The organism is Nonomuraea sp. B19D2 (assembly GCF_040137845.1).
Classification (GTDB): Bacteria; Actinomycetota; Actinomycetes; order Streptosporangiales; family Streptosporangiaceae; genus Nonomuraea.
Genome location: NZ_JBEFAK010000021.1, coordinates 134244 through 158832 on the forward strand (window position 1 = coordinate 134244; position 24589 = coordinate 158832).

Sequence of the window (24589 nt, forward strand, 5' to 3'; positions counted from 1 at the left end):
CGTTCCCAAGGGAGTGGTCATGCACATCTGGCTCGCCGCCACCTTGATCGCCGCCACGCTCACTTGGCCTGCCTCCGTGCCCGCGCGCGACCACCTGGCGCGACCCGACGGCCCCGGCACTGCGACCGCGTCGAAACGGCAGACCGACTCCGCCGCGAGCCCGTCGAAACGGCGGACCGGCTCTACCGCGAGCCCGTCGAAACGGCAGGCTGACTTCGCCGTGGCCGCCCGGCAGCACGGCGTGCCGGAGAGCGTGCTGCTCGGCGTCTCGTACCTGGAGTCCCGCTGGGACGCCAACGGCGGGTCGCCCAGCACGGCGGGCGGCTACGGGCCGATGCACCTGGTGGACACGTTGCCCGCCGTCCACCGTGGGCTGGGTGACGCGCTCGGCGACGCCCGCGGAGACGACGCCCGCCCGATGTCCCGTACGGTCACCGCCGCCCCTCCCCTGTCGGCGCTGCGCATGGCCGACCCGCCCGCCACGCTCCCCCAGGCCGGGCGCCTGATCGGGGCCGACCCCGCCAGCCTGCGGGCGGACCCGGCCGCCAACATCAGGGCCGGCGCCGCCCTCCTCGCCTCCTACCAGGACCGCCCGAGCGCCGACCCCGTCGACTGGTACGAGGCCGTCGCCCGCTATTCGGGCGCCGAGGACGCGGCCACGGCTCATGAGTTCGCCGACGAGGTGTTCTCGGTGATGCGAGAGGGCGCGGAACGCCGTACCGATGACGGTTTCCTGGTGCGGCTCGACCCCGTGCCCGACCTGCCGGCCCCCGAGGAGAAGAAAACCGAGAATGTGGGCAAAGCGGGCAACACCGGGCAGGTGGAGTGCCCCGAGTCCCTCGCCTGCGAATGGATGCCCGCCGCGTACGAACGCTTCGGCAAGAAGAAGAGCGGGAACTACGGCAACCACGACCACCTGAGCCGGACCCGGACCGTCGACTACATCATCATTCACGACACCGAGGGGACCTACCGGGGCATCCCATCCATGGTCGGCGATCCCAAGTACGTGAGCTGGCACTACACGATCCGCTCCGGCGACGGGCATGTCGCCCAGCACGTGCCGACGAACGACATCGCCTGGCACGCGGGCAACTGGGATGTCAACACCCGTTCGATAGGGGTCGAGCATGAGGGCTACCTGGCCAAAGGGGGCACCTGGTACACGGAGGCGATGTATCGCTCGTCGGCCAAGCTGGTCGAATACCTGGCCGGCAGGTACGACATCCCGCTCAACCGCGCCCACATCCTCGGCCACGACAACGTGCCCGGCAGCACCCCGAAGGCCGTCTCCGGCATGCACCAGGACCCGGGGCCGTACTGGGACTGGGCCCACTATTTCGACCTGCTGAACAAGCCGCTCAAGGGCGCCAAAAACGGCGATTCCATCATGATCCGCCCGCCGTACGGCGAGAACCGGCCCCGCTTCACCGGCTGCGGCACCGCCAAACCGGGCAAGGACTGCCCGGCGCACGGCGCCACCACGGTCTGGCTGCACAAGGAGCCGAGCGAGTCGTCTCCCCTGATCAGCGACCCGGGCAAGCATCCGGGCAAGCCCGGCACGTACAGCGTGTACGACCACAGCGCCCGCGCCTCGACCGGCCAGCGCTACGCCGTCGCGGCCCGGCAGGGCGACTGGACGGCCATCTGGTACCTGGGCCAGAAGGCCTGGTTCTACAACCCGCCCTCGAAACCCACCGCAGTCCCCGCCAAGGGCCCTCTGGTCACTCCGCTCAAGCCCGGCACCAAGGTGTACGGACGCGCGTACCCGGAGAAGTCCGCCTACAAGCTGGCGTCCCACCAGCCGCTCACCCCGCTCCAGTACAAGATCGGGCCCGGCCAGACGTACACGGTGGGCGACACGGTGACCGGCTCCTACTACGCCGCCGGCGCCTTCAGCCCGGCCAAACACGTCACCACCACCGGCCAGCTCCGCTACTACCAGATCCAGCTCGGCCATCGGGTGATGTTCGTGATGACCAAGGACATGCGCCTGATCGAGTGAATTTGGCTCCACGCGGCTCTCGCTGCGCACGGGCACTCCGGGAAAGCGATATGGTTTTCCCGTGGCCTGGCGCACGTCGTCCGGGGTTCACGCGGAAGTGGCTCAGTGGTAGAGCATCACCTTGCCAAGGTGAGGGTCGCGGGTTCGAATCCCGTCTTCCGCTCGGAGCAAGACTCCTGGTGGAGTGGCCGAGAGGCGAGGCAGCGGCCTGCAAAGCCGTCTACACGGGTTCAAATCCCGTCTCCACCTCGGCCCGGCCGGCGGACCCCTCGGGATCCGCTAAAGTAAACACAGCACCACGCGGAAGTGGCTCAGTGGTAGAGCATCACCTTGCCAAGGTGAGGGTCGCGGGTTCGAATCCCGTCTTCCGCTCTGAGTTCTAACTCAATATGGACGATTAGCTCAGCGGGAGAGCGCTTCCCTGACACGGAAGAGGTCACTGGTTCAATCCCAGTATCGTCCACCAGGCTCTCTAGCAAATTCAGGTTGCCCCAGATCGCGGCACATGCCGGGATTCTGGGGCTTCTTGTTGTTCCGGGTTGATCACCGGCAGTTGTCAGCACCGGTGCTGACTTTGCGCCGACCGTGATGGCCCGCGATCCGGCGGCCTCTCTTGACGACCCTCCAATTGCCCTTCAGGCTCGCGTGTGTGCAAGTCCGCGCACATTCGGAGCAGTGGAGGCCATCATGGCGCTACGGTTCATCGGCATCGACGGCACCCGCGAGCACGGCGGTTGCCCCTCCGTCTGGGTCGATGACGAAGACGGAAGCTTCGTGATCCAAGGAATCATGGTCACGGATCCATCCGAGGTGGAGCAGGTGGTGGCGCGCAGCCCGCTCGCACCGGGCGAAATGATCGTTAGGCTTCCAGCGCACATGCGTGGCTACCTTCTGGAGGCATGTGGTGAACGCGGCCCCGACGTTGGATGAGTTGCTCCGGCGCTGTACGCGCTCAGCGGTGCACCTGGAGATGCGGGACGGCCACGGCTACTCAAGCCCTGGCTATCGTGCGTGGCGGGAGGGCTCGCCCTTCGATCGCACCGACTTCGACGCTCCCTGGGTCAGCCTGACCAAGGAGACGATCGGCCGAGGCGTCGTGGTACGCCGTGCCCGCATCGTCTCGGAGCCCGTCAGCGACTACATCCGCTACGAACACTCCGCCACACCGTACGCCAATCTCGCAGGTGGCGAGTTGGTTCGCTGGCTCCCCCGGGGCAAGGCATCCGATCTTGCTTTGCCTGGCAATGACTTCTGGCTCTTCGACGGACGACTCGTACGCTTCGGTCTGCACTCCGGAGATGGTGAGGCAACCGGCTACGAGGACTCCGACGATCCTGCCGTGGTCAAGCTGTGCGCTTCGGCCTTCGAGGCCGTCTGGGAACGCGGCATCGACCACGCGGACTACCGGCCTGCCTGATCTCCGCACGTGTCTACATCATCTTCGTCCAGCGCACACGAGGCCCGCCTGGCCATCGGGAAGCGCCTCCGAGAGATCCTCCGGGACTCGGGCACCACGGCCAGGGCGCTGGCTCAGGCAGCCGGTTGGGACGAGTCCAAATGTTCTCGCCTCACCAACGGTCGCACCCTGCCATCCGATGACGACATACGGATCTGGTGCCGCATCTGTGGCGTTGAGGACGAGATCCCCGATCTGATCGCCGCGAGCCGCGACGCCGACAGCATGTACATGGAGTGGCGGCGGTTGCAGCGCAGCGGCATGAAGCGCCTGCAAGAGACTCGGGTCTCCCTATACGAACAAACCCGCCTATTCCGCTTCTACTGCTCGCAGTTCATGCCATGGCCGCTTCAGACGCCGGGCTACATGCGGGCCGTCTTGTCGGCATTCGCTGATTTCCATGAGGCACCACGCGACATCGATGAGGCAATCGCGGCCCGTGCTGCTCGAAGCCGCCTGCTCTATGAGGGGGATCACCGCTTCGCGATCGTCCTGGAAGAGTCCGTTCTTCATGATCGGATCGCTGACGATGACGTCATGGCCGGGCAGCTCGGCCAACTCCTGGAAGGCATGTCGCTCCCCTCGATATCCCTCGGGATCATCCCCTCAGACGCTCGCCGCAAGCTGTGGACCATGGAGACCTTCTCGATCTACGACGACAAACGCGTGTTCGTGGAACTTCTCTCAGCGGGCGTGACGGTCACGCAGCCACGGGAGATCGCCTTGTACATCAAGGGGTTCACGGAACTGGCCTCCAACGCGATATACGGCAACAAGGCACGCGCCCTGATCACGGCCGCGCTCGCATCTCTTGGCTGACCGCGCAAGTTCGTACAAGTTCATTGAGTCTCGAAACGGCCCACTCCTACCGTCGAGGAATGGCCCGCACACACACGACAGCATCGGCCGATCACCTGCTGGGACAGCCGATATCGGAGGAGAAAGCGGCGGCCCAGAACGCGGCCTTGGATCGGGTTCTGGAGCATCTGACGGCCGCAGGGGTTCACGCTGAACTGATCAAGCGGCTTGCGGTCGAGTGCGCGATCAAGCCGGATCCGTCCGCCGCGACGCTTTGGTATCCGCGAGGCATGGACAAGGAGCCTCGGCCGGACAAGATCGAGGTTGTCTCAGAAGACCGTCCCAAGTGAGTGGCGGCGCTGATCCCCGGCACCTGGGACCGCGCGTCATGAGCCTGATCATGAAGGTCAGTGAGACCGGTTTTCGCTACCCGTACGTGATCGGGTGGACCGGAGAGGTCCAGGAGCACCGGTTGCAGTGGAAGCAGCATCGCGACGGCGAGACGCTGGCCTATGTCGATCATCGCCGATCCGACTACGCACTGGGGGCATTGCGCCTGCGACAGGGCCAGAAGATGACGGGGCGGCCGGACTTCAAGACGATGAACACCCGTCGCCAGTGGCGGTCCATGGATAAGCATCTGTGCCAGGTGTGCGCCGGGTCGGCAGTGGACCGGGACACGGGCCGGATCTGGTGGCTGCTGTCGTCCGGATACGGAGACGATGGCGACGGCTACACCAACGCGCCCCCGACTTGCCGCGCCTGCATCCCCGAGGCGATCTCGCAGTGCTCACACCTACGCCGCAACGCTGCCGTGTTCACGGTGGCCGCTTCCTACCCGTACGGAGTGCGGGGGGATGTGTTCTTGCCGTACCTGCCGCCTGTTGCGCCGTTCGAGCGCAACGCGCTGGTGCGCTTCACCGATGACGAGATCGCGCATTGCATCGCGCGGGAGTTGGTGGTGCGGCTACATGACGTGCAGCCCGCCGTGACGGACGGTGATGGGCAGTGGCTCCCATGACTGTGCCGTACACGCCCCATCGTTGGACTCCCTACAGACGCGCGACTGGTGACTGCCCAAACAAACCCGTCGCCAGCCGTGTCACCACCTCGGGTCATCCGACCCGAGCGAAGGAGGGCAGATAGATGGATCTGTACGCGAAGGATCTCGGCCTGCTGGATTTCCGCCGCCTGTGCGGCGGCAATCAGCAGGAAGAGGAGATGGAGTCTTGCGTGGAGATCGCACCGATTCCAGGTGTGAGCGACGCATTCGCCCTGCGGGACTCCAAGAACCCAGATGCCGGGACACTCCGGTTCACAGGTGAGGAGCTTCGCGCCGCCGGGATGCACACCATCTAGTACCGCCATCCACGACGGCCCCTGCCCGCCTGAATCAGGCAGGGCCGTCTCTCCTTCGACTGTATGGGGATTGATGCACTGGCACGCCTACACCTGGGTCGGCCACGGCCAGGACCTCAAGCACGAGGCTGAGCGACGCCCCAGTTCACCAACCTTCGCGACCTCGCCCCTACCGCCGATGCGCACAGGCGACTGGCTGGCCAAACCACGGACGAGGATCGCCGAGACGTTCGATGACATGGACAAGGCCGGGGAGTGGATGGCGGGTGAGTACGCGCCGCTTCGTCCCGAGAGCGACACGATCCCCCTGCAACACCGCCTCGCCGTGGCCACCGATCTCCTGCCACGTGGCGTGGATGTCCAGTGGGGCGAATGGCTCCACGGGGGACGCTTCATCACTGTGGGCATGATCTGTTGCCCAAACCGGCACGTGAACCATCCCTGCCCGACGGTTCGCTAGAGGCCGAAGGCCGGACCTGCCGTACGTCACCTGCTTCACGTACATGGGCCTTAGGTTGGAAGAGAATTTGATCTATGCAACTCCCTGATCAACTTCGCTGGCTGATCGAGCAGGACGCCTCCTGGTCAGGAGATCACGAAGGAGCCAGTGGTACGGCCCTGCGGGTCACGTCAGGAGCGAAGGTCTTCTACGTCAAGCACGGTCCCCTCGCCAGAGCCGAGCACCTGCGGCTGCGCTGGCTTCACGGACGCGTTCCTGTTCCCGAGGTGCTCGCGTTCGAAGACCCTGTTCTCGTTCTCGCCGACGTGGGCGCTCCAACCCTGGAAGCCGCCGCGCCCGCCGACATCGGCGCCATTCTGGGCCGGACGCTGCGTATGCTGCACGAGTTGCCGATCGCCGAGTGCCCTTTCGACGGCCGGCTGCCGACGGTTATCGAACGCGCCGGCGCCAACGTACGCGACGGGCTCGTGGACCCGGACGACTTCGATGCCGACCATCTGGGGCTGACCCCTGAGGAGATCCACGGACGACTGCTGGCCATGCGCCCGCGTGCCGAGGACCTTGTCGTCGCGCACGGGGACTACACCCCGTCCAACGTGCTGCTGCCTGCCTCGGGAGAGCCCGTCGTCATCGACGTTCCGGGACTGGGTGTGGCCGACCGGTACCGCGACCTCGCCATCGCCCACAGGGACTTGACCGAGGACCATGGGCCGGCGGCGTGGGAGGAGTTCCTTTCCGCCTATGGCCTCGTCGACCACGTCGAGGAAGAGCGGTTGTACTACTACCGGCTGCTGGACGAGCTTCTCTGACCCAGGACAGCGACCACGCCTCCGATTGGTGAGACGAACGACAAGAGGCGTCGGTCGATGCCCACCGTCTGGCGCAGGCGCCTCCGAGCTCACGGAAGAACGTGGCGCCCCGCCGGACGCTAATGGGAACTACCGGGTCCGCTGATCGGGCGGTCCCAGAGCACAGCGGGTTCGTGCGGCGGCCGAGGGCAGGGACGGACGGCCTGGACGAAGGTAGGCCGGAGCGGCGTTGGCCGTGCCCAGTGAGGCGCGGCCAACGCTCATCGCCTACGCGCCACGGAGCCGATCGGCGAGCTGCGCCAGGTAGAGGGAGCCAGGTGCCAGCCCCGACCGGTTGCTCCCCTCCACATAGCCGGTCTGGTGGTTGGTGTACCAGTTCTGCCCGGTGACGATGCCGGTAGTGCCGATGGCGAAGTTCTGGGCGGTCGGTGGAGTCTGCACGCACAGCTTCTTGCCGTTGTCGACGGTGCAGTTCCACGCCACGCTGTTCACCGAGGACCAGCCATGCCCATCTCCCCTGTCTCCGCGATTGTGCAGGGCCAGGACCCAATCGTTCTCGCTCTGGCTGGACAGTTCCTGGATGTTGTCGTACAGGAGCCCCTGACTCCACCGGTGATGGCCGCCGGTCTCGTTGTAGCCAAGCTTGCTGTACCCGTTCAGCCACACATTGCCCGAGCAGGTGCTGGTCCCCGTGCCGATGAAGGCGTGCCGCGCGTGGAACGCTATCAGGTCGTTGAAGAGGACCTGCTGGGCCATGCCACCGGCGCAGAAGCTGTACCGCCTCCCTCCGATGATCTCGGAGCGAGGTTGGACGGCCCGAACCCGCTGCACGGTAACCCGCGTGCTGCGCTGCACCCAGACGCCGGAGACCGAGAAGTGCAGGAGCGCGGCGTTCATGACCCACGCGTCCTCGACCCTGCTGACGAAGATGCAGCTCTGCGGGTGGTCCTCGCTAGTGCTCGACGGATCGCCCATGTCGATGCGGAGGTCCTCCACACCGACATTTCGGACGAGCCCGGCCCGGTCCCAGACGTATACATAGGACTGGGACAGGGACCGTCGTAGATCGTTGAAGACGGGGGCGCAGATGATGATGTCGTTGCCGACGATCTCCCGGATGTACCTGTTGTACATGATGGGCAGCTCGCCGGGGGCCCAGGGAGCTTCGTTCACCACGCCCCCGCCGTTGATCGCCTCGGTCCACTCCTGGGTGTGCGGGTGATAGATGATGATGTTGTCGCCGACCTTGAGGTTGGCCGTCGATGCCAGGGTGATCCGGCGCTGTCCGGACGTGACCAGGCTGGAGGTGATGCCGGTCTTGGTGCCGGGCACCTCCGATTCCCAGCCGCCGGACGCACCACCGACGAAGAGGACCGCGCTCCTGCTCCCGTCGCCCTTACCGGTGATGACCGTGTTGGCCGACGGGTCGGCTTCCTTGCCGACCCCGCGCAACACGACACCGTCGCGCTTCATCCGGAGCGTGCCGTCGACGATGTAGTGACCGGCCTTGAGGAGCAGCGCCCCTCTGAACCCGTTGGCGCCGAGCGGCATCGCGCCCACCTCGTCGAGCGCGGCCTGAATGTGCGCGGTGTTGTCACCATCGACAGGGCCGATCTCCTTGACGACCGGGACGGACGGGATCGGCGTCTGGCCATTGCGGTACCCGGCCCAGCTGAAGTCCGGGATCACCTTCCCTCGTGAATCCGGCTTGTAGACAAGCCGGCCGTCGGCGCCCGGGTAGACGAGCTGGGAATGCCATGTATCCGCATGCGCCGCGTCGGGGGCCAGCACGTCGCGGGTCAGGGACATCGCCGCCCCCGCGACCACGGCGCCGCCACCGATCCTGAGCAGGCTGCGGCGCGATAGAGATCCAGACATGGCGTGTTTCTCCTCCGAAGGGGCCCCGGGCCCAACTCTCCGACCACCGGGGCGGGGTCGGAGCTTGTCCGTTGAGTCAGTGAAAGACATACGGAGGGTAGAAGAGGCCGGTATGTTTCCCGTATATCGCCGGGGTCATCCCGAAGCTGTCCACCTCGCCGATCGCGACGACCGCGTGCGGTGGCACAAAGCGTGGACGCCGTAGCAGACGAGCTGCGTGTTCGCCGAGGACACGTGCTGGGGGTCTACCGTGCCGATCGGTAACCAGTCGAGCAGTGCGGCTGCCATCGCACGTTGTCGAGTGTCCCGGCGGCTTTGCGCGCTGGCGCCGGGCGCGTGGATTCGGCCCGCCTACAGAGTGGCGACTATGGTTTCCACGCCGCTCGCGGTGAAGGGGGCCAGGGACTCCGGGGTGGCGGTGGCGTCCGTCACCAGGGTCCAGGTGTCCGGCATGCGGGCCCAGGCGTGGAACGGGCGGCGGCCCAGTTTCGCGGCGTGGACCAGCAGGTAGACGTGGCGGGAGCGGGCCATCATCAGCTCCTTCAAACGGGTCTGCTGCAGGCTCGCCTCGCAGATGCCGTCCTCCGCCGTCACCCCGTCCGCGCCCAGGAACACCCGGTCGAACGTCATCCTGCTCAGCGCCGCCTCCGCCAGCGGGCCGATGAAGCCCTGGCTCACGTGGCGCAGCGTGCCGCCCAGGCATTCGACGTGGACGCCCGTCGCCCCCGCCAGCTCCTGGAGGGCGTTCAGGCCCGTCGTGGCCACCGTCAGGTCCACCGCTTGGCGCAGCTCGTGGGCCAGGGCGCCCGTGGTCGAGCCGGCGTCCAGGAGGATCGTCTCGCCGGGGCGGATCTGGGCGGCGGCCCAGACCGCTATGGCGCGTTTCGCCTCGAAGGCCTCGCCGATGCGCTGTCTGAGCGAGGCCTCCGGGTGGGTGACCACGGCCATGGCGCCGCCGTACGTACGGGCCAGCAGGCCCGCGGCCTTGAGGTGGGCCAGGTCGCGGCGGATGGTGGAGGCCGTCACGCCCAGCTGGGCCGACAGCTCCTCGACGCTGGCCAGGCCCGTGGTGGTGGCCAGGCGGACGATCTCGTCCCGGCGAACCTGTGCTGCGCGGCCCATCGATGGTCCCTTCCCCTCACCGGCCCTGCGCGGACGACAGCTCGGCCGCCTGGCGGAGGGCTTCGATCATGCTACCGGCGTCCGCCACGCCCTTCCCCGCGATGTCGAACGCGGTGCCGTGGTCCACGGAGGTCCTGATCACGGGCAGGCCGACCGTGATGTTGACGCCTGCCTCCAGACCCAGGATCTTCACCGGGCCGTGGCCCTGGTCGTGGTACATCGCGACGATCAGGTCGTAGTCGCCGCGGCCCGCCAGGAAGAACGCCGTGTCGGCGGGCAGCGGGCCGTGGACGTCCATGCCCTCGGTCTGGAGGCGCTCGATCGCGGGCACGATCTTCTCCTCCTCCTCGCCGTACCCGAACAGGCCGTTCTCTCCCGCATGCGGGTTGATGCCGCAGACGCCGATCTTGGGGCGGGCGACGCCGGAGCCGCGCATGGCCGCCTCGCCCCGCCGGATGGTCCGCTCCACCAGGCCGGGCTCGATCCGGGCGACCGCGTCGATCAGGCCGATGTGGGTGGTGACGTGGATGACCTTGACCTTGGCGGTGGAGAGCATCATCGACACCTCCTCGGTGCCCGTGAGGTGGGCGAGCAGTTCGGTGTGGCCGGGGTAGACGTGCCCGGCCGCGTGCAGGGCCTCCTTGTTCAGCGGGGCCGTGCAGATCGCCTGCACGTCGCCGGACATCGCCAGCTCGCCGGCCAGCCGTACGTACTCGTAGGCCGCGTGGCCCGCGACCGGCGACACCTGGCCCCAGGGCAGGTCGTCGGGGAGCAGGCCGGGGTCTATGACGTTGATGCGCCCCGCCCGGAACTCCGCGTCCCCGACCCCGGGCACGGTGACCACCTCCGGTCGCACGCCGATGAAGCCGGCGGCCTTGCGCAGGCGTCCGGCGTCGCCGATGACCACGGGGCGGCAGAACGTGGCGGTCTCCGGGGCCAGGAGCGCGCCGACGATCACCTCCGGCCCCACGCCGGCGCCGTCCCCCATGGTGAGGGCGATGAGAGGGGTACTGCTCATGTCAGCCAATGTCAGCCTTTCGAGTCCGAGAGATGGGCGGCCATGCGGAGGAGGCTGTCGGCATCCCCGAAACTGCCCGGTCTGGTGACCACGGAGTGACCTTGAGGGGTGCGGCTGTGGACGGCGCCGTGGTGGACCTGGTCCAACGGGATCAGCTCGCGCACGCCCAGCGCGTCCAGGACCTTCCTGGCGGTCTCCCCGCCGGTCAGGACCAGGTCGGCCGGGAGCCCGCCGAGCGCCGCACGCACGATCTCGCCGAGTGTGCGGGTGAGGGTGGGTGGGGCCGGTCCTCGTACGGTCAGCACAGCCGGCCCGGCGACCAGAGCGTCTCGTACGAGTCTCGCGGCAGCGGGGGCAGCGGGTCCTGTGGCGCCGAGGTCCGCCGCGTCGAGCGCGACGTTGCTGAAGCCGTGTTCGATCAGCAATCCGACCTGCTCGGCCGCCCCCGGCTCCGCCGTGCCCACCACTACCAGCAGCCGGCCGTTCCCGCGCGACGCCTCGCAACGACCGGGCTTCCCGCCGAGAGCGCGGCCGAGGGCGGTGGCGAGGCCGCCGGAGCCGACCAGGCGCGTACGAGGGGAGCACCTGAGCGCGGCCGCCACGATGGCGTCCAGGTCGGCGTCCGTCTCCGCGTCGCAGACGGCCACCCGCCCGGCGGCCGCGATCTCCGCAAGGTCGGCGCCCGGGGGCGCATGAACCCACGGGACATCACCCAGCGCCTCGGCCACAGAGGCGGGCGCGGGGCGAGGTTCGGCCCGCCATGCGCGCGTTTCGCGCAGCGGCACCCTCTGTACATACGGCACCCCGCCCACGACCGTGCGAGCGGCCGATGGCAGGGCTGGAGCGAACACGACCGGAGCGTCCAGGCAGGCGGCTACCGTGGCGGCGACGTCGCCGCGCAGCAAGGAGTCGACCTTGACGAACACCCGTCGGTCGCCCGAATGCAGCAGCGCCTCCCGTACCAGGTCATAGGCGCGCGGATGGTGCCGGCTGTCCAGGTCCGCGACGAACACCGGAGCGTCACCCTCCGGCACCCCCGACAGCGCGATCCGTGCGGGGCGGGCGGGCGACATGAGTGCCGCCGCCGTCTCCGCCGCACCGGTCAGGTCATCGGCCAGGGCGAACATGCGGCCCACGCTCCACCCCCAACTGCGTGAATCACGCGGCGAGTATTGCACGAAACGCGCACGCTATGCCACAGTTGCCGGCAAGTGACGCGGAGGTTTCCCGCACCCTCTCCTGAACGACGCGCGCCGCGGCGACCCGGCGCACGTCGTCCTCGCGGCAGCGAAAGGAGCCGATCGATGACCCCCGAACCGGTGCTCGGCACCATGACGTTCGGCGACACCGTGGACGCGAGGACGGCCGGGCGGATGCTCGACCACGCCCTCGACGCCGGGGTCACCGGCGTGGACACGGCCAACGGCTACGCGGGCGGAGCCGCGGAGGAGATCCTGGGCGAACTGCTGCGGAGCCGCCGGGACCGCGTCGTGCTGGCCACCAAGGCGGGCATCCCCCATCCGGACGCCGGCGATCACGCGCCCCTGTCTCCCGCCGGGCTGCGGGCCAGTCTGGAGGGCAGCCTGCGGCGGCTCAAGACGGAGCACGTGGACCTGTTCTACCTGCACCAGCCCGACCGAGCCACGCCGCTGGACGACACCCTGGCCACCGTCGCCGAGCTGATGGCCGAGGGCAAGATCGGCAGCCTGGGCGTGTCCAACTACGCCGCCTGGCAGATCGCCGGGATCAGCCCTCTCCCGGTCGTCGCTCAGCAGCTGTACAACCTGCTGGCCAGGCGAATCGAGGACGAGTACGCCGAGTTCGCCCTCACCAGCGGCCTGCGCACCATGGTCTACAACCCCCTGGGCGGCGGCCTGCTGACCGGCCGGCACCGGTTCGACCAGGCTCCGGGGACGGGCCGCTTCGGGGACTCGCGGGTGGCGGCGATGTACCGGAAGCGGTACTGGGACGCGGACCTGTTCAAGGCCGTCGAGGCGCTCCAGGCGATCACCGAGGATGCCGGGCTGCCGCTCGCCGAGCTGTCGCTGCGCTGGCTGGCCGGCAATCCGGTGGTGAGCGCGGTGCTGCTCGGCGCCTCCAGCGTCGACCACCTGCGTGCCAACCTCGCCGCTCTCGCCGCGGGACCGCTGCCCGCCGACGTGGCCGCCGCCTGCGACGCGGTGGGCGACACCCTCCGGGGCCCGATGCCCGCCTACAACCGATAAGGAGCACTCATGACCGCGGCCGAGCTGGCCAGAAAGATCCGCAACCGGGAACAGTGCGTCGGCTACTGGGTGGTGCTCGACGCCCCTGTCGCCACCGAACGTCTGGCCAGGCTGGGGTACGACTACGTCGCGCTGGACGCACAGCACGGACTGATCGGCAACGCGGGGCTGCTGTCCAACCTCATGGCCATCGACGCGGGCGGCCGCTCGGTCGGCCTGGTGCGCGTCGAGTCCGGCGAACCGGCGGCCATCGGCCGGGCGCTCGACTTCGGCGCGGGCGGCGTGATCGTACCGCTGGTGGACACCGCCGAGGACGCCGCCCGCGCCGTGTCCGCCGCCCGTTACCCCGCCAAGGGCCGCCGCTCGTACGGCCCCATGCGCTCTATGCTCAGGATCGGCCCCACCCCGGCGGAGGCGGACGAGAGCGTGCTGGTCCTGGCCATGATCGAGACGCCGGACGGGCTGGCCGACATCGAGGCGATCTGCGCCACGCCGGGCCTGGACGGCGTGTACGTGGGCCCGTCCGACCTGTGCCTGGCCGTGGGCGGCAGGTTCCCGAACGACCCCGAGGTCGCCGACGTGTTCGAGGCCGCGCTGGTGAAGGTCAGCACGGCCGCCAGGGACGCCGGGATCGCGGCCGGGATCCACAACCCCTCGGGCGAGCTGGCCGCCCGCCGCCTGGCCGAGGGCTTCACGTTCGCCACCGTCGCCTCCGACCTCGTCCATCTCGAGCAGGCCGCGGCCGCGCATCTGAAGGCCGCGAGGGGCGAATGAGGATCCTCATCACGACGCCCACGTTCGCCAAGCACTCCGACGAGCCCCTGCGCGTGCTCCGCGAAGCGGGCTGCACCGTCGAGACGGGTGGCCTGGACCGGATCGCCGAGGCCGACGCGGTGATCGTCGGGTCTCGGCTTCGACGTCGTCCGTCTCGATGTCGATGTGGAACCTGGGCGCGTCGTCCACCGCCTGGACCGCCACGGCGAGACCGGGAACGGCCCCGTGCAGCGAGGTGAACTGCTCGTATCCGGGGAGCGGGCTCGCGGTGGCCCCGAGCGCCCCCGACCAGAACGCCGCCGCCTGCTCGGCCTCGGCCGCGGGGGTGTCGACGAGAAGGGCGTAGACCCGGCTGCGGTGCATGCCGATCACCCTAGCGGCCGGCCCGATGCGATGTCGCCTTGTGCGAAGTTTCGACTGCGCTGCGTGCATACACCGATTCGGTACGGGTAGCGCCGTTGCATTGGCTCCTCGAAGGAGGAAACCGTGGAAATCAACATAGGCCAAGGCATTTCAGACGCCTGGCGGGCGATCGCGACGTTCGTTCCGAGGCTGATCGCGATGCTGGTGATTCTCTTCATCGGCTATCTCGTGGCCAAGGCACTGGAGAAGATCGTCAACAAGATACTCGAACGCGTCGGCTTCGACCGGGCGGTGGAGCGCAGCGGCGTGCAGCGGTGGCTGGAGCGGAGCAAGTACGACGCCAGCAGCCTGCTCGCGAAGATCGTCTTCTACGCGATCCTGCTGGTCACGCTGCAGCTGGCCTTCAGCGTGTACGGGCCCAACCCGATCTCGTCGATGCTGAACGGCGTGGTCGCCTGGCTGCCCATGGCACTGGTGGCCATCGTGATCATCGTGGTCGCGGGTGCGGTGGCCAAGGCCGTCAGGGACATCGTCGAAGGCATGCTCGGCGGGCTCTCGTACGGCCGCTGGCTGGCGACGGCCGCTGCGGTCTTCATCTGGGCACTGGGCATCATCGCGGCGCTCAACCAGATCGGCGTGGCGACCACCGTCACCACTCCGGTGCTGGTCACGGTGCTCGCCACCCTCGGTGCGATCGCGGCGATCGGCTTCGGCGGCGGGCTCGTCCGGCCGATGCAGCAGCGCTGGGAGCGCTGGCTGGGCCGCATCGAGCAGGAGGCGCCACAGGCGAGGGCGCACGCCGAGGCGTACCAGAGGGGCCGCGAGGACGCCCGGGCGATGGCGGCGGAGGAGACCACCCCCATCCGCACGGGTCCGGCGACCCCGCCGCGCTCGGAGATGCCGCCGCGCACGGACATGCCGCCGCGCTCGGAGATGCCGCCGGATTGACCGTGCCCGGCGGGCGTCACGCTCGGGCACGGCGTCCGCCGCACGGCGTGGTCAGGCGGGGAGGCCGTCCTCCAGGAAGCCCTGTTCGCGGGCCAGCCAGCAGACGGCGGTCAGGCGGAGCGCCGCCGCGTCCGGCTCGCCGGTGAACACCCAGCCGCGGTGCCGTAGCTCGTCGAGGAAGCCGAGCAGGTAGTCGCCCAGCGTCTCCCGGTCGATCGGGATCGCGTCACGCAGCACCGCCGCGTGCTGGTCGACCGCGGCCACCAGCCCCGGGTCGCGGTCCATCCGGGCGAGCTGGGCGTCGCCCAGCGTGTTCATCAGCCAGCGCAGGGGCGAAAGCGCCCACCCTTCCTCAAAGACCACCAACCAACTGTAAAGCATCTCCCAAGGTCAGCGGCTTTCCGTGTCGATTTCGGCAAGGGTACGGCGGGCCACCGCGAAGGCGGCGTTGGCGGCCGGAACCCCGCAGTAGACGGCCGTCTGGAGCAGCACCTCCTTGATCTCGTCCCGCGTGAGCCCGTTCCGTAAAGCCGCGCGGACGTGCATGGCGAGCTCCTCCAGCTGCCCCCGGGCCACGAGCGCGGTGAGCGTGACGCAGCTGCGGGTGCGCCGGTCGAGGCCGGGCCGGTTCCAGATCTCGTTCCAGGCGTAGCGGGTGATCAGCTCCTGGAAGTCGCGGGTGAAGTCCGTGGTGGCGGCGACCGCCCGATCGACGTGCGCGTCCCCGAGGACCTCGCGCCTGGTGCGCATCCCCGCCGCCAGGCCGTCCTCGGCGGGAGGAGGCAGCGCGGACGATTCGTGGCCGCCGGAGAGATGACCGACGATGGCGGCGGTGACCGCCTCGGGGCGTTCCACGTTGGCCAGGTGCGAGGCGCGCGGCACCACCGTCAGGAACGCTCCCGGGATGTTGTCGGCCAGTACGAGCGCCTGGTCGAGCGGCGCGGCCGGGTCCTGCGAGCCCGCGATGACCAGCGTGGGCGCGGTGATCTCCCCCAGGCGGCGCGTCAGGTCGAAGCCGGCGATGGCCTCGCAGCAGGCGGCGTACGACTTGGCGTCCACCTCCACCAGCTGGTCGAAGACCCACTGGCCGTCGAAGCCGGGCGTGAACCAGCGGGCCTTCAGTGTCGGGACCAGCGCCGCCACCCCCTTGCCGCGCACCAGCGCCGCCCGCCCCAGCCACGGCCCCGGCTCGCCGAACCTGGCCGACGTGCAGCACAGCACCAGCTTGCGCACCCGGTGCCGCTCCCGGGCCGCGACGGTCGTGGCGATCGCGCCGCCGAGCGAGATGCCGCCGACCGCGAACTGCTCGGTCTCGACGAGATCCAGCACGGCCCGCGCCAGGTCGTCGACCGTGAACCCGGCCGCGGCCGGTGGCGAGCCCCCGTGGCCCGGCAGGTCGTACCTGAGGACCCGCCAGGAGTCGGTGAGCGCGGGCAACTGGGGCTGCCAGATCTCCATCGTGGTCCCCAGCGAGGGCCCGAGCACCAGCAGCGGCGCGTCGGACGGGCCGTCGACGCGGTGGTGGAGTTTCAAGGTTGCTCCCGATAGGTGGCGAGAACGCGATCGACCAGCTCAGCAGCCGCCCCCAGGTACGCCGCTGGATCGAGCAGCTCATCGGGGACATCGAGCCGCGGACCCGCCGCGGCCAGTGCCTGCTTCAGCGCCTTCTGGCCGAGGTGGGCGGCGAGGCGTTCGGCCAGCAGGCGGCCCCCGGTCAGCTCGGCGTTGGCACGCATCCGGTCGGGGAACACCCGCAGCCCGGCCACCAGCTCCGCAGCGGTCTCGGCCGCGCCGCCGGTGAGCCGGAGCGCCTCGCGCAGCGGCAGCCACTCCGCCTGCCAGGCCCCCGCGGCTCGCTCGTGCTCGCCGACCTGCCCGAGCACCTGCGTGTACGCGGGCACCTGGAGCGCGGCCGACCGCACCAGCACGGACAGCGCGGGGTTGCGCTTCTGCGGCATGGCCGACGAGCCGCCGGTGGAGGACTCGGCCACCTCCCCGACCTCGGTCTGCGCCATGAGGACGATGTCGGTGGCCGGCTTGCCGAGCGCCCTGGCGGTGCCGGCGAGCGCGGCCCCCAGCTCGGTGACGGCGGAGCGCTCCGCGTGCCAGGGCGCCGCGGGCGCCGCCAGCCCGATCTCCTCGGCGAACACCTCGACCAGCGTCAGCGCGGTGACCGGACCGGCGCCCGCCCGCTCGGCGAAGGCGGCCAGGGTGCCGGCCGCGCCGCCCAGCTGGGCCGGCAGGCGCAGCTCGCGGAGCCGGGCGCGGGCGCGCAGAAGACCGGCCAGCCACCCGGCCGCCTTCAGCCCGAACGTGGTCGGCACCGCCTGCTGCCCCAGCGTGCGCGCGGCCATCACCGTGCCCTTGTGCCGCTCGGCCAGCTCGCCCAGATCCCGCATGATCGCGCTTAGATCGCCCACGATGGCACGTATCGCCCGCGTGGCCACGAGCATGGCCGCGCTGTCCAGGATGTCCTGGCTGGTCGCCCCCAGGTGCGCGTACGAGGCCGCGCCCGGCAGGGCCCGCCGCAGGTCCGAGACCAGCGGCACGACGGGGTTGGCCGACTGGCGGGCGCGTCTGGCCAGGTCGGCGGGGTCGAGGACGAGCGCGGCGGCCGTCCTGTCGATGGCCGCGGCCGCCTCGGCGGGGATGAGCTCCAGTCGCGCCTGCGCGCGGGCGAGCGCCGCCTCAGCCTCCAGCATGGCCCGCAGCCAGGCCGCGTCCGAGGTGATCTCCTCCGCTCGAGTGCCCGCCCAGACCGGGGCGAGCAGGCCGCCGTCAGCACTCAATGAAGCCTCCGACCCTGATGTATCACGGCAACCCCACGTAGTTCTCCGCCAGGGTGGTCGCCGCCGCCTCCGACGAGGTCACGTAGTCCAGGTACGAGAGCTGCAGCCGCCGCCCGTACGGATCATCGTCCTCGAACGTGTGCAGCAGCGTCGTCATCCACCACGAGAAGTGCTGCGCCCGCCACACCCGCTTCAGGCACGCGGCGGAGTAGCCGTCGAGCAGCTCGGTCGAGCCGTCCGCGAAGTACGCGGCCAGCGCCTCGGTCAGCACGCGAACGTCCGCCACGGCCAGGTTGAGCCCCTTGGCGCCGGTCGGCGGCACGATGTGAGCGGCGTCCCCGGCCAGGTAGAGCCGCCCGTACTGCATGGGCTCGGCCACGAACGCCCGCATCGGCGTGACGCCCTTCTCCATGATCTCGCCGGTCGTCAGCGTGAAGCCGGGCACGCTCTCCAGCCGCGCCTTCAGCTCGGCCCAGATCCGCTCGTCCGGCCAGTACTCGGCCTTCGTATCGGCCGGGACCTGCAGGTAGAAGCGGCTGACGGTGGGCGAGCGCATGCTGTGCAGCGCGAAGCCGCGCTCGGTCCTGGTGTAGATGAGCTCCTCCGAGGAGGGCGCCACCCTGGCCAGGATGCCCAGCCAGGCGAAGGGATAGTCCCGCTCGTAAACGCTCAGAACGCCCTCGGGGATGGCCGGCCTGGACACGCCGTGGAAGCCGTCGCACCCGGCGATCACGTCGCAGTCGAGCCGCTCGCCGCCGAACGTCAGGTACGGACCAGAGTCCAACCCGGGCTCCAGGGAGTGCAGGGCCACGTCCTCGACCTCGAACCGCACGTCGCCGCCCGCCGCGAGCCTGGCCGCGATCAGGTCCTTGACCACTTCCTGCTGGCCGTACACGGTGATGGACCGGCCCGGCACGAGCTTCTCGAACGCGACGCGGTGGCCCGCGCCCCCGTACCTCAGCTCGATGCCGTGGTGCGGCAGCCCCTCGCGCAGCAGGCGCTCACCGACGCCCGCCTCGACCAGCGTGTCCACCGTGCCCTGCTCCAGCACCCCGGCCCGCACCCGCCGCTCGACGTAGTCGCGGCTGCGCTGCTCCAGCACGACGGAGGAGATGCCGCGCAGGTGGAGCAGATGGGACAGGAGCAGTCCTGCGGGGCCTGCCCCGATGATCCCGACCTGAGTTCGCATGAGGGAAGCATCCTGCCTCGACCGTGATTTGGCCGAGGCCCTCCTTCCATTCAGTGGAAGAATGGCCGCATGGCAGGCGGGTCGCGGGAGCCGGGGCGTTCGGTGACGTCCAAGGTGCTGGCCGTGCTGGGCGCGTTCGACCCGGCGCATCCGCAGCTCACGCTGACCGAGCTGGCCAGGCGCAGCGGGCTGCCGCTGAGCACGGCGCACCGGCTGGTCGCCGAGCTTGAGGAGTGGCAGGCGCTGAGCCGCGCGCCCGACGGGCGGCTGCGGGTGGGGCTGCGGCTGTGGGAGCTGGGCCAGCTCGCGCCCGGCCCGCTCCACGACCTGGCGCATCCGTGGCTGCAGGAGCTGTTCGCGAGCACGGGCGAGAACGTGCACCTGGCCGTGCGTGACGGGCTCGAGGTGCTGTACGTGGACAAGGTGTACGGCAGGCGGGCGGTGCCCATCGTCTCCAGGACCGGCGGCCGGCTGCCGATGCACCCGACGGGCGTGGGCAAGGCGCTGCTGGCGTACGAGCCGGACTGGTTCGTGAAGTCCTACCTCGCGCGCAAGCTCGAACGCCCGACCCCGCACACGATCACCGAGCCGGGGCGGCTGGCCAGGGAGCTGGCGGCGGTACGGGCCCAGGGATACGCGCTGACGTACGAGGAGATGACCCTGGGCACGTGCTCGGCGGCGGCGCCGATCCTGGTGGACGGGCGGGCCGTGGCGGCCGTGGGCATCGTGGTGTCGTCCCGGCGCGCCCGCGAGCTGCCCCGCCTGATCGATCCGCTGCTGAACGCCGCGGCGGGGATCGCGAAAGCTAGTCCCCCAGCTTCTGGATCCGGTCCTTGAACAGGGTGGTCGCGATGGCGGCCTTGTGCGGCTGCCCCTTGAGGAACGCCTGCGCGAAGTTCTTCGCCTGCTCGTAGGAGACCTTGCCGGGCATGGGCGGCTCGTTCGGGTTGACGTCCACGTCCACCAGCGCCGGGCCGTCATGCGCGAGCGCCTGCCCGATCGTCAGGGCCACGTCCTCCGACTTGGTGACCTTGGCCCCGAACCCGCCGCACGACCGGGCCCAGGACGAGAAGTCGGCTTCGGGCTCGGGATAGCGCACGCCGTGCTCCGGGAAGCCGAGCACCATCTGCTCCCACAGGATCTGGCCGAGCGAGTTGTTGTTGTTGATGATCACCTTGATCGGCAGCCGGTGCTGGATCGCCGTCAGGAACTCGGCCATCAGCATGGAGAAGCCGCCGTCGCCGACGTACGCGATGACCTGCCGGCCGGGGAAGGCGTGCTGCATGGCGATGGCGTACGGCAGTCCCGGCGCCATCGTGGCGAGCGTCCCCGACAGGTAGAACCGGCGCTCGCCCCGGATCGTCCAGTGCCTGGCCGCCCAGGTGGCGACGGTGCCGCTGTCGCAGGTCAGGATGGCGTCGTCGCGGGCGAGCTCGTCCACGACGGACATGACGTACTGCGGCGCGATGGGATCCCTGTCCGGATTCTCCAGAGTGTCCATCTCGGCCCGCCACTTGCCCATCATCGTCTGATATTTCGAGAGATGAGCGCTTCGGTCCCGATAGGCCAGCAGCGGCAGCAGGGCCTGAAGCCCTTCCTTCGCGTCGCACACCACGGGCACGTCGGTCGCGATCCGGGCCCCCGCCCTGGTCGGCTCCGCCTCGAACTGCACCACCCGCGCCGTCTCCGGGAGGAACTTCGTGTAGGGGAAGTTCGTCCCCACCATGAACAGAACGTCGGTGTCGTCCATCAGTTCCTCGCTCGGCCGGGTGCCGAGCAGCCCGATCCCGCCGGTCGTGTACGGCGAGTCGTCCGGGATGACCGCCTTGCCGGGCAGCGTCTTGACCACGGGCGCCCCGAGGGCCTCGGCCACGGCCAGCACCTCCTGCCTGGCGTGCAGCGCGCCCTGCCCGACCAGCATGGCGGGGCGTTCGGCCTGGTTGAGCACCTCGGCCGCCCGCTGGAGGTCCTCCTGCCGCGGGATGCCCGACGGCCGCAGGTAGACGGGCATGGTCTGCGGCGCGCGCGCCGGCGCCACGGTCCGGTACGGCTCCGCCGCCGCCTCGGACACCTGGATGTCGTTGGGCACCGTGAGATGGGAGACGCCGCGCCGCGCGTAGGAGGTCCTGATCGCCAGGTCCACCAGCGAGGGCAGCTGCGCCGGGTTGGTGATCATCATGTTGTACTCGGTCACGTCGGCGAAGAGCCGGTCCAGGTGCACTTCCTGCTGGTAGCCGGTGCCCAGCACGGACGTCTCCTGCATGCCCGTGATCGCCAGCACCGGGACGTGGTCCAGCTTGGCGTCGTAGAGGCCGTTGAGCAGGTGGATGCCGCCGGGCCCCGAGGTGGCCAGGCACACGCCGATCCGCCCGGTGGCCTTCGCATAGCCGGTGGCCATGAAGGCCGCCGCCTCCTCATGGTGGACGAGGACGAAGCGCACCCGGTCACGGTGGCGCCGCAGCCCCTCCATGATGCCGTTGATGCCGTCGCCCGGCAGGCCGAAGACGGTGTCGACGCCCCACTCGGCGAGCCGTTCTATCAGGGATTCCGCTGCGATTCGAGCCATGGGAGCGGCACTACCCTGCTCGTCCACTTACAGACGCTTTTACCAGATTCCTTGTCATTTCCTGAGATTCGCGGGTAGGGGGGCGGCATGCGCATTCTGGTCACGGGAGCCACGGGCACGCTTGGCGGCGCGCTGGTGCCCGCTTTGCTCAGAGCGGGCCACCGGGTGCGGGCGCTGAGCCGTACGAAGCGGGAGAGCCGCGGGAACGTCGAGTGGATGTGGGGCGACCTCGTCTCCGGCAACGGCCTGGCGGACGCCGTCCGGGACGTCGACGTGATCGCGCACCTGGCCACGGGCGGCCGCAAGGGCCGCGGCGCAGTGGACGTGACCGGGACGCGCAAGCTGATCGCCGCCGCCCGCGAGTCGGGGTACCCGCACCTGCTCTACACCTCGATCGTCGGGGCCGACCGCGTCGCCATCGGCCATCTCAGGCACAAGCTGGAGGCCGAGCGCCTGATCTCGGAGAGCGACCTGGGCTGGACGGTCCTGCGCGCCACCCACTTCCACCAGTCGCTCGACCAGCGGCTCAGCGACTTCGAGTCGCTCCCCGTGCTCACCGTGGACCGCACGGTGCCCTGGCAGCCGGTCCACGCGGGCGAGGTGGCCACCCGCCTCACCGAGCTGATCGCCGCGGGCCCCGCGATGGACGAGGTCGAGTACGGCGGCCCCGAGGTGCTCAGCACGGAGGAACTGGTCAAGACGTGGCTGCAGGCCAGGAACCTGCACCGCCCCTGCCTGCCCGTCCGCTTCCCCGGCAGCCTGTACGCGGCCCAGCGTGCGGGCGACCTCCTGACGGACGCCGAGCCCAAGGGCCGCATCACCTGGCACGAGTACCTCTTCCCACCGCAGCCCGAGCCTTCGGACGACTTCGCCGCCGAGCACACCGCCTCGCCCACCAGCCCGGCCAACCAGCCGGAGCAGGACCCCGACCTGCACGTCTACGGCGGCGACGAGGGTTACGAGCGCCCGACGCGGGGTTGAGCCTCCCTTTACACACTCGTTACACATCTCCCCCTTGATGGGGATTCGACTACGTATGTACGGTCCTTTCATTGCCACTTAACAACTTGTTCAGTGCAGCCAGTCGAGAGGTTCGATGACGGAGTCGGAGAACACCCGCTTGGGTGCGCGAATCCGGGCCTACCGCAACATGCGCCGCATGACCGTGCGCGCGCTCGCGGCGGAGGCCAAGGCGAGCGCGAGCTTCATCAGCCAGTTGGAGCGCGGGCAGACCAGCTCCAGCATCGGCATGCTCCGGCGGATCGCCTCGGCTCTCGGGCTCACGGTCGCGGATCTGTTCAACGAGGAGGATGAGGTCGGCCACCGCGTGGTGCGCCGCGAAGCACGTCCGGAGCTGCAGACGGCCCCCGGCACGCGCAAGTTCCTGATCTCCCAGCGCCCCCTCCAGAACGTGGAGGTGTACGCCGGGGAGTTCGATCCGGGCTCGTCCACCGGGGACGAACCGTATTCCCATGGCGACTCCCAAGAGATCTTCGTGGTGCTCCGCGGGCGGATCACACTCTGGCTCGGCTCCAACGGCTCCGCCGCCGCACATGTGCTGGAGCCCGGGGACAGCGTGGAGTACCGCACGTCCGTCCCGCACCGGGTCGTCAACGAGAGTGATGAGACCGCCGAGATTCTCTGGATTGTCGCCCCGCCCACCACCAACGCCTGAACCCCACTCATACCTGCCACCAAGGGGGTAACCCATGCCGAAGCATCCGAAGCGACTGGCCACCATGGCCGGTGTCGCGGCTTCGCTCCTGTTCGCGGCGGCCTGCGGGGCCGGCTCGGCGGCGCCTGCCTCGATCGACCTCGGATCGGGGCCCGCCAAGGCGGGCACGATCAAGAAGGACGCGCTCAACGGCCTGAACATGACCTTCGTCTCCTACGGAGGCGCCTACCAGGAGGGCCAGCAGAAGGCCGCGGTCGACCCGTTCGCACAGGAGTCGGGCGCCAAGATCCTCCAGGACGGCCCGACCGACTACGCCAAGATCAAGGCCCAGGTGGACTCCTCCAACGTCACCTGGGACGTGATCGACACCGACTCCATCTGGGCGGAGGCCCAGTGCGGCAAGCTCCTCCAGCCGCTCGACTACAAGATCATCGACAAGTCCAAGGTCCCCGACGGCCTGTCCACCGAGTGCAGCGTCCCGGCGATGCAGTACGGCATGGTGCTCGTCTACAACAAGAACAAGTTCGGCTCCAACCCGCCCAAGGGCTGGAAGGACTTCTTCGACACCACGAAGTTCCCCGGCAAGCGCGCCATCGCCGGCAACCCCGGCGACTCGGCGCCCGGCCCGTTCGAGGCCGCGCTGGTCGCCGACGGCGTCGCCCCCGACCAGCTCTACCCGCTGGACGTCGACCGGGCCACCAAGAAGCTGCAGTCGGTCCGCTCCAGCCTGGTCTTCTGGAAGACCGGCGCGGAGGCCCAGCAGCTGCTGGAGTCCGGCGAGGTGGACCTGGCGATGATCTGGAGCGGCCGGGCGTACGCCGCCGCCAAGAACGGCGCGCCGTACCAGGTGTCGTGGGACCAGTGGATGCCGGTCATGGACTCGCTGACCGTGCCGAAGAACGCCAAGAACCCCAAGGCCTCGATGGCGCTGATCAACTACTACCTGGGCGCGCAGCAGCAGGCCAAGCTGACGGAGCTGACCTCGTACTCGCCGATCAACACCGACGCCAAGCCGAACCTCGACCAGCTCGGTCAGTCCTTCCAGACGAACGCTCCGGGAGTGGCGGAGAAGGCACTCAAGATCGACTCCAAGTGGTGGGCGGAACACCAGCCGGAGATGATCGAGAAGTGGTCGGCCTGGCTCGGCGGCTGATC

26 protein-coding genes and 4 tRNA genes are annotated in these 24589 nt (G+C 69.4%); 20 read left to right on the forward strand and 10 right to left on the reverse strand.

The features are described 5' to 3' along the window. Window positions 1–19 precede the first annotated feature (19 nt). The 13 genes from ABN273_RS33330 (at window position 20) to ABN273_RS33390 (ending at window position 6887) form a co-directional block, all read left to right on the forward strand. The gene (locus tag ABN273_RS33330; protein ID WP_349453054.1) at window positions 20–2005 is read left to right on the forward strand and encodes an N-acetylmuramoyl-L-alanine amidase; all 1986 of its coding nucleotides are present in this window, start codon (window positions 20–22) and stop codon (window positions 2003–2005) included. A gap of 91 nt (window positions 2006–2096) precedes the next feature. Further along, window positions 2097–2168: transfer RNA gene (locus ABN273_RS33335), tRNA-Gly, on the forward strand. A 15-nt stretch (window positions 2169–2183) separates the two neighbouring features. Continuing rightward, a tRNA-Cys gene (locus tag ABN273_RS33340) sits at window positions 2184–2254 on the forward strand. 51 nt (window positions 2255–2305) lie between these two features. Then, window positions 2306–2377 (forward strand) — tRNA-Gly (locus ABN273_RS33345). A gap of 19 nt (window positions 2378–2396) precedes the next feature. After that, window positions 2397–2471, forward strand: a tRNA-Val gene (locus tag ABN273_RS33350). Window positions 2472–2680: 209 nt separating this feature from the next. Beyond that, window positions 2681–2935, forward strand: a complete 255-nt coding sequence (locus ABN273_RS33355) for a hypothetical protein (RefSeq protein ID WP_349453055.1) — start codon at window positions 2681–2683, stop codon at window positions 2933–2935. Further along, complete coding sequence (locus ABN273_RS33360; protein ID WP_349453056.1) at window positions 2910–3422, forward strand: DUF6879 family protein; 513 nt, start codon at window positions 2910–2912, stop codon at window positions 3420–3422. The genes ABN273_RS33355 and ABN273_RS33360 overlap by 26 nt, the downstream gene beginning before the upstream one ends. 9 nt (window positions 3423–3431) lie before the next feature. After that, the gene (locus ABN273_RS33365; RefSeq protein ID WP_349453057.1) at window positions 3432–4280 is read left to right on the forward strand and encodes a helix-turn-helix domain-containing protein; all 849 of its coding nucleotides are present in this window, start codon (window positions 3432–3434) and stop codon (window positions 4278–4280) included. A gap of 59 nt (window positions 4281–4339) precedes the next feature. Next, window positions 4340–4609 carry a hypothetical protein gene (locus ABN273_RS33370; protein WP_349453058.1) on the forward strand — a complete coding sequence of 90 codons (270 nt, stop codon included), beginning with the start codon at window positions 4340–4342 and terminating at the stop codon, window positions 4607–4609. Window positions 4610–4647: 38 nt separating this feature from the next. Next, window positions 4648–5280 (forward strand): hypothetical protein, encoded by a 633-nt coding sequence (locus ABN273_RS33375; RefSeq protein ID WP_349453060.1) that lies wholly within the window; start codon window positions 4648–4650, stop codon window positions 5278–5280. A gap of 125 nt (window positions 5281–5405) precedes the next feature. Beyond that, window positions 5406–5618: a DUF397 domain-containing protein gene (locus tag ABN273_RS33380; protein ID WP_349453061.1), complete on the forward strand. Its 213-nt coding sequence runs from the start codon at window positions 5406–5408 to the stop codon at window positions 5616–5618. Between the two features lie 73 nt (window positions 5619–5691). Further along, window positions 5692–6078 (forward strand): hypothetical protein, encoded by a 387-nt coding sequence (locus tag ABN273_RS33385; protein WP_349453062.1) that lies wholly within the window; start codon window positions 5692–5694, stop codon window positions 6076–6078. 74 nt (window positions 6079–6152) lie between these two features. Next, entirely contained in the window at window positions 6153–6887 is a 735-nt protein-coding gene (locus ABN273_RS33390; RefSeq protein ID WP_349453063.1) for an aminoglycoside 3'-phosphotransferase, read from the forward strand. A 267-nt stretch (window positions 6888–7154) separates the two neighbouring features. Here the strand turns inward: ABN273_RS33390 and ABN273_RS33395 are convergent, their stop codons facing one another. From ABN273_RS33395 to ABN273_RS33410, 4 genes are all read right to left on the reverse strand, one after another. Further along, window positions 7155–8765: a hypothetical protein gene (locus tag ABN273_RS33395; RefSeq protein ID WP_349453064.1), complete on the reverse strand. Its 1611-nt coding sequence runs from the start codon at window positions 8763–8765 to the stop codon at window positions 7155–7157. A gap of 351 nt (window positions 8766–9116) precedes the next feature. Further along, entirely contained in the window at window positions 9117–9887 is a 771-nt protein-coding gene (locus tag ABN273_RS33400) for a DeoR/GlpR family DNA-binding transcription regulator (RefSeq protein WP_349453065.1), read from the reverse strand. A 16-nt stretch (window positions 9888–9903) separates the two neighbouring features. After that, window positions 9904–10905 carry a 4-hydroxythreonine-4-phosphate dehydrogenase PdxA gene (pdxA, locus tag ABN273_RS33405; RefSeq protein ID WP_349453066.1) on the reverse strand — a complete coding sequence of 334 codons (1002 nt, stop codon included), beginning with the start codon at window positions 10903–10905 and terminating at the stop codon, window positions 9904–9906. Window positions 10906–10916: 11 nt separating this feature from the next. Then, window positions 10917–12032 (reverse strand): four-carbon acid sugar kinase family protein, encoded by a 1116-nt coding sequence (locus ABN273_RS33410; protein WP_349453098.1) that lies wholly within the window; start codon window positions 12030–12032, stop codon window positions 10917–10919. Between the two features lie 177 nt (window positions 12033–12209). On the opposite strand from ABN273_RS33410, the gene ABN273_RS33415 reads away from it, so the two are divergent. Continuing rightward, the gene (locus ABN273_RS33415) at window positions 12210–13130 is read left to right on the forward strand and encodes an aldo/keto reductase (protein ID WP_349453067.1); all 921 of its coding nucleotides are present in this window, start codon (window positions 12210–12212) and stop codon (window positions 13128–13130) included. A 9-nt stretch (window positions 13131–13139) separates the two neighbouring features. After that, window positions 13140–13904 (forward strand): HpcH/HpaI aldolase family protein, encoded by a 765-nt coding sequence (locus ABN273_RS33420; RefSeq protein WP_349453068.1) that lies wholly within the window; start codon window positions 13140–13142, stop codon window positions 13902–13904. A 9-nt stretch (window positions 13905–13913) separates the two neighbouring features. Here the strand turns inward: ABN273_RS33420 and ABN273_RS33425 are convergent, their stop codons facing one another. Continuing rightward, window positions 13914–14267 (reverse strand): VOC family protein, encoded by a 354-nt coding sequence (locus ABN273_RS33425; protein WP_349453069.1) that lies wholly within the window; start codon window positions 14265–14267, stop codon window positions 13914–13916. A gap of 129 nt (window positions 14268–14396) precedes the next feature. Between ABN273_RS33425 and ABN273_RS33430 the strand changes: the two genes are divergently transcribed. After that, complete coding sequence (locus ABN273_RS33430; RefSeq protein WP_502911171.1) at window positions 14397–15215, forward strand: mechanosensitive ion channel family protein; 819 nt, start codon at window positions 14397–14399, stop codon at window positions 15213–15215. A 51-nt stretch (window positions 15216–15266) separates the two neighbouring features. Here the strand turns inward: ABN273_RS33430 and ABN273_RS33435 are convergent, their stop codons facing one another. From ABN273_RS33435 to ABN273_RS33450, 4 genes are read right to left on the reverse strand one after another with little or no spacing between them, the layout of a single operon-like run. After that, complete coding sequence (locus tag ABN273_RS33435) at window positions 15267–15578, reverse strand: DUF6401 family natural product biosynthesis protein (protein WP_349453071.1); 312 nt, start codon at window positions 15576–15578, stop codon at window positions 15267–15269. Window positions 15579–15605: 27 nt separating this feature from the next. Then, window positions 15606–16748 (reverse strand): bifunctional 3-oxoadipate enol-lactonase/4-carboxymuconolactone decarboxylase PcaDC, encoded by a 1143-nt coding sequence (pcaDC, locus tag ABN273_RS33440; protein ID WP_349453072.1) that lies wholly within the window; start codon window positions 16746–16748, stop codon window positions 15606–15608. Then, the gene (locus ABN273_RS33445; RefSeq protein WP_349453073.1) at window positions 16745–18004 is read right to left on the reverse strand and encodes a lyase family protein; all 1260 of its coding nucleotides are present in this window, start codon (window positions 18002–18004) and stop codon (window positions 16745–16747) included. The genes pcaDC and ABN273_RS33445 overlap by 4 nt, the downstream gene beginning before the upstream one ends. A 22-nt stretch (window positions 18005–18026) precedes the next feature. After that, complete coding sequence (locus ABN273_RS33450; protein WP_349453074.1) at window positions 18027–19193, reverse strand: 4-hydroxybenzoate 3-monooxygenase; 1167 nt, start codon at window positions 19191–19193, stop codon at window positions 18027–18029. A gap of 69 nt (window positions 19194–19262) precedes the next feature. Between ABN273_RS33450 and ABN273_RS33455 the strand changes: the two genes are divergently transcribed. Then, window positions 19263–20030 carry an IclR family transcriptional regulator gene (locus tag ABN273_RS33455; RefSeq protein ID WP_349453075.1) on the forward strand — a complete coding sequence of 256 codons (768 nt, stop codon included), beginning with the start codon at window positions 19263–19265 and terminating at the stop codon, window positions 20028–20030. On the opposite strand, the gene ABN273_RS33460 is transcribed toward ABN273_RS33455, so the two are convergent. After that, a complete protein-coding gene (locus ABN273_RS33460; RefSeq protein ID WP_349453076.1) occupies window positions 19999–21759 on the reverse strand; it encodes a thiamine pyrophosphate-dependent enzyme in 1761 nt (586 codons plus the stop codon). The genes ABN273_RS33455 and ABN273_RS33460 overlap by 32 nt on opposite strands. Before the next feature lie 87 nt (window positions 21760–21846). On the opposite strand from ABN273_RS33460, the gene ABN273_RS33465 reads away from it, so the two are divergent. From ABN273_RS33465 to ABN273_RS33475, 3 genes are all read left to right on the forward strand, one after another. Further along, window positions 21847–22740 (forward strand): SDR family oxidoreductase, encoded by an 894-nt coding sequence (locus ABN273_RS33465; RefSeq protein ID WP_349453077.1) that lies wholly within the window; start codon window positions 21847–21849, stop codon window positions 22738–22740. Between the two features lie 115 nt (window positions 22741–22855). Beyond that, complete coding sequence (locus ABN273_RS33470; protein WP_349453078.1) at window positions 22856–23434, forward strand: helix-turn-helix domain-containing protein; 579 nt, start codon at window positions 22856–22858, stop codon at window positions 23432–23434. A gap of 34 nt (window positions 23435–23468) precedes the next feature. Beyond that, entirely contained in the window at window positions 23469–24587 is a 1119-nt protein-coding gene (locus ABN273_RS33475; RefSeq protein WP_349453079.1) for an ABC transporter substrate-binding protein, read from the forward strand. Window positions 24588–24589: the final 2 nt, after the last annotated feature.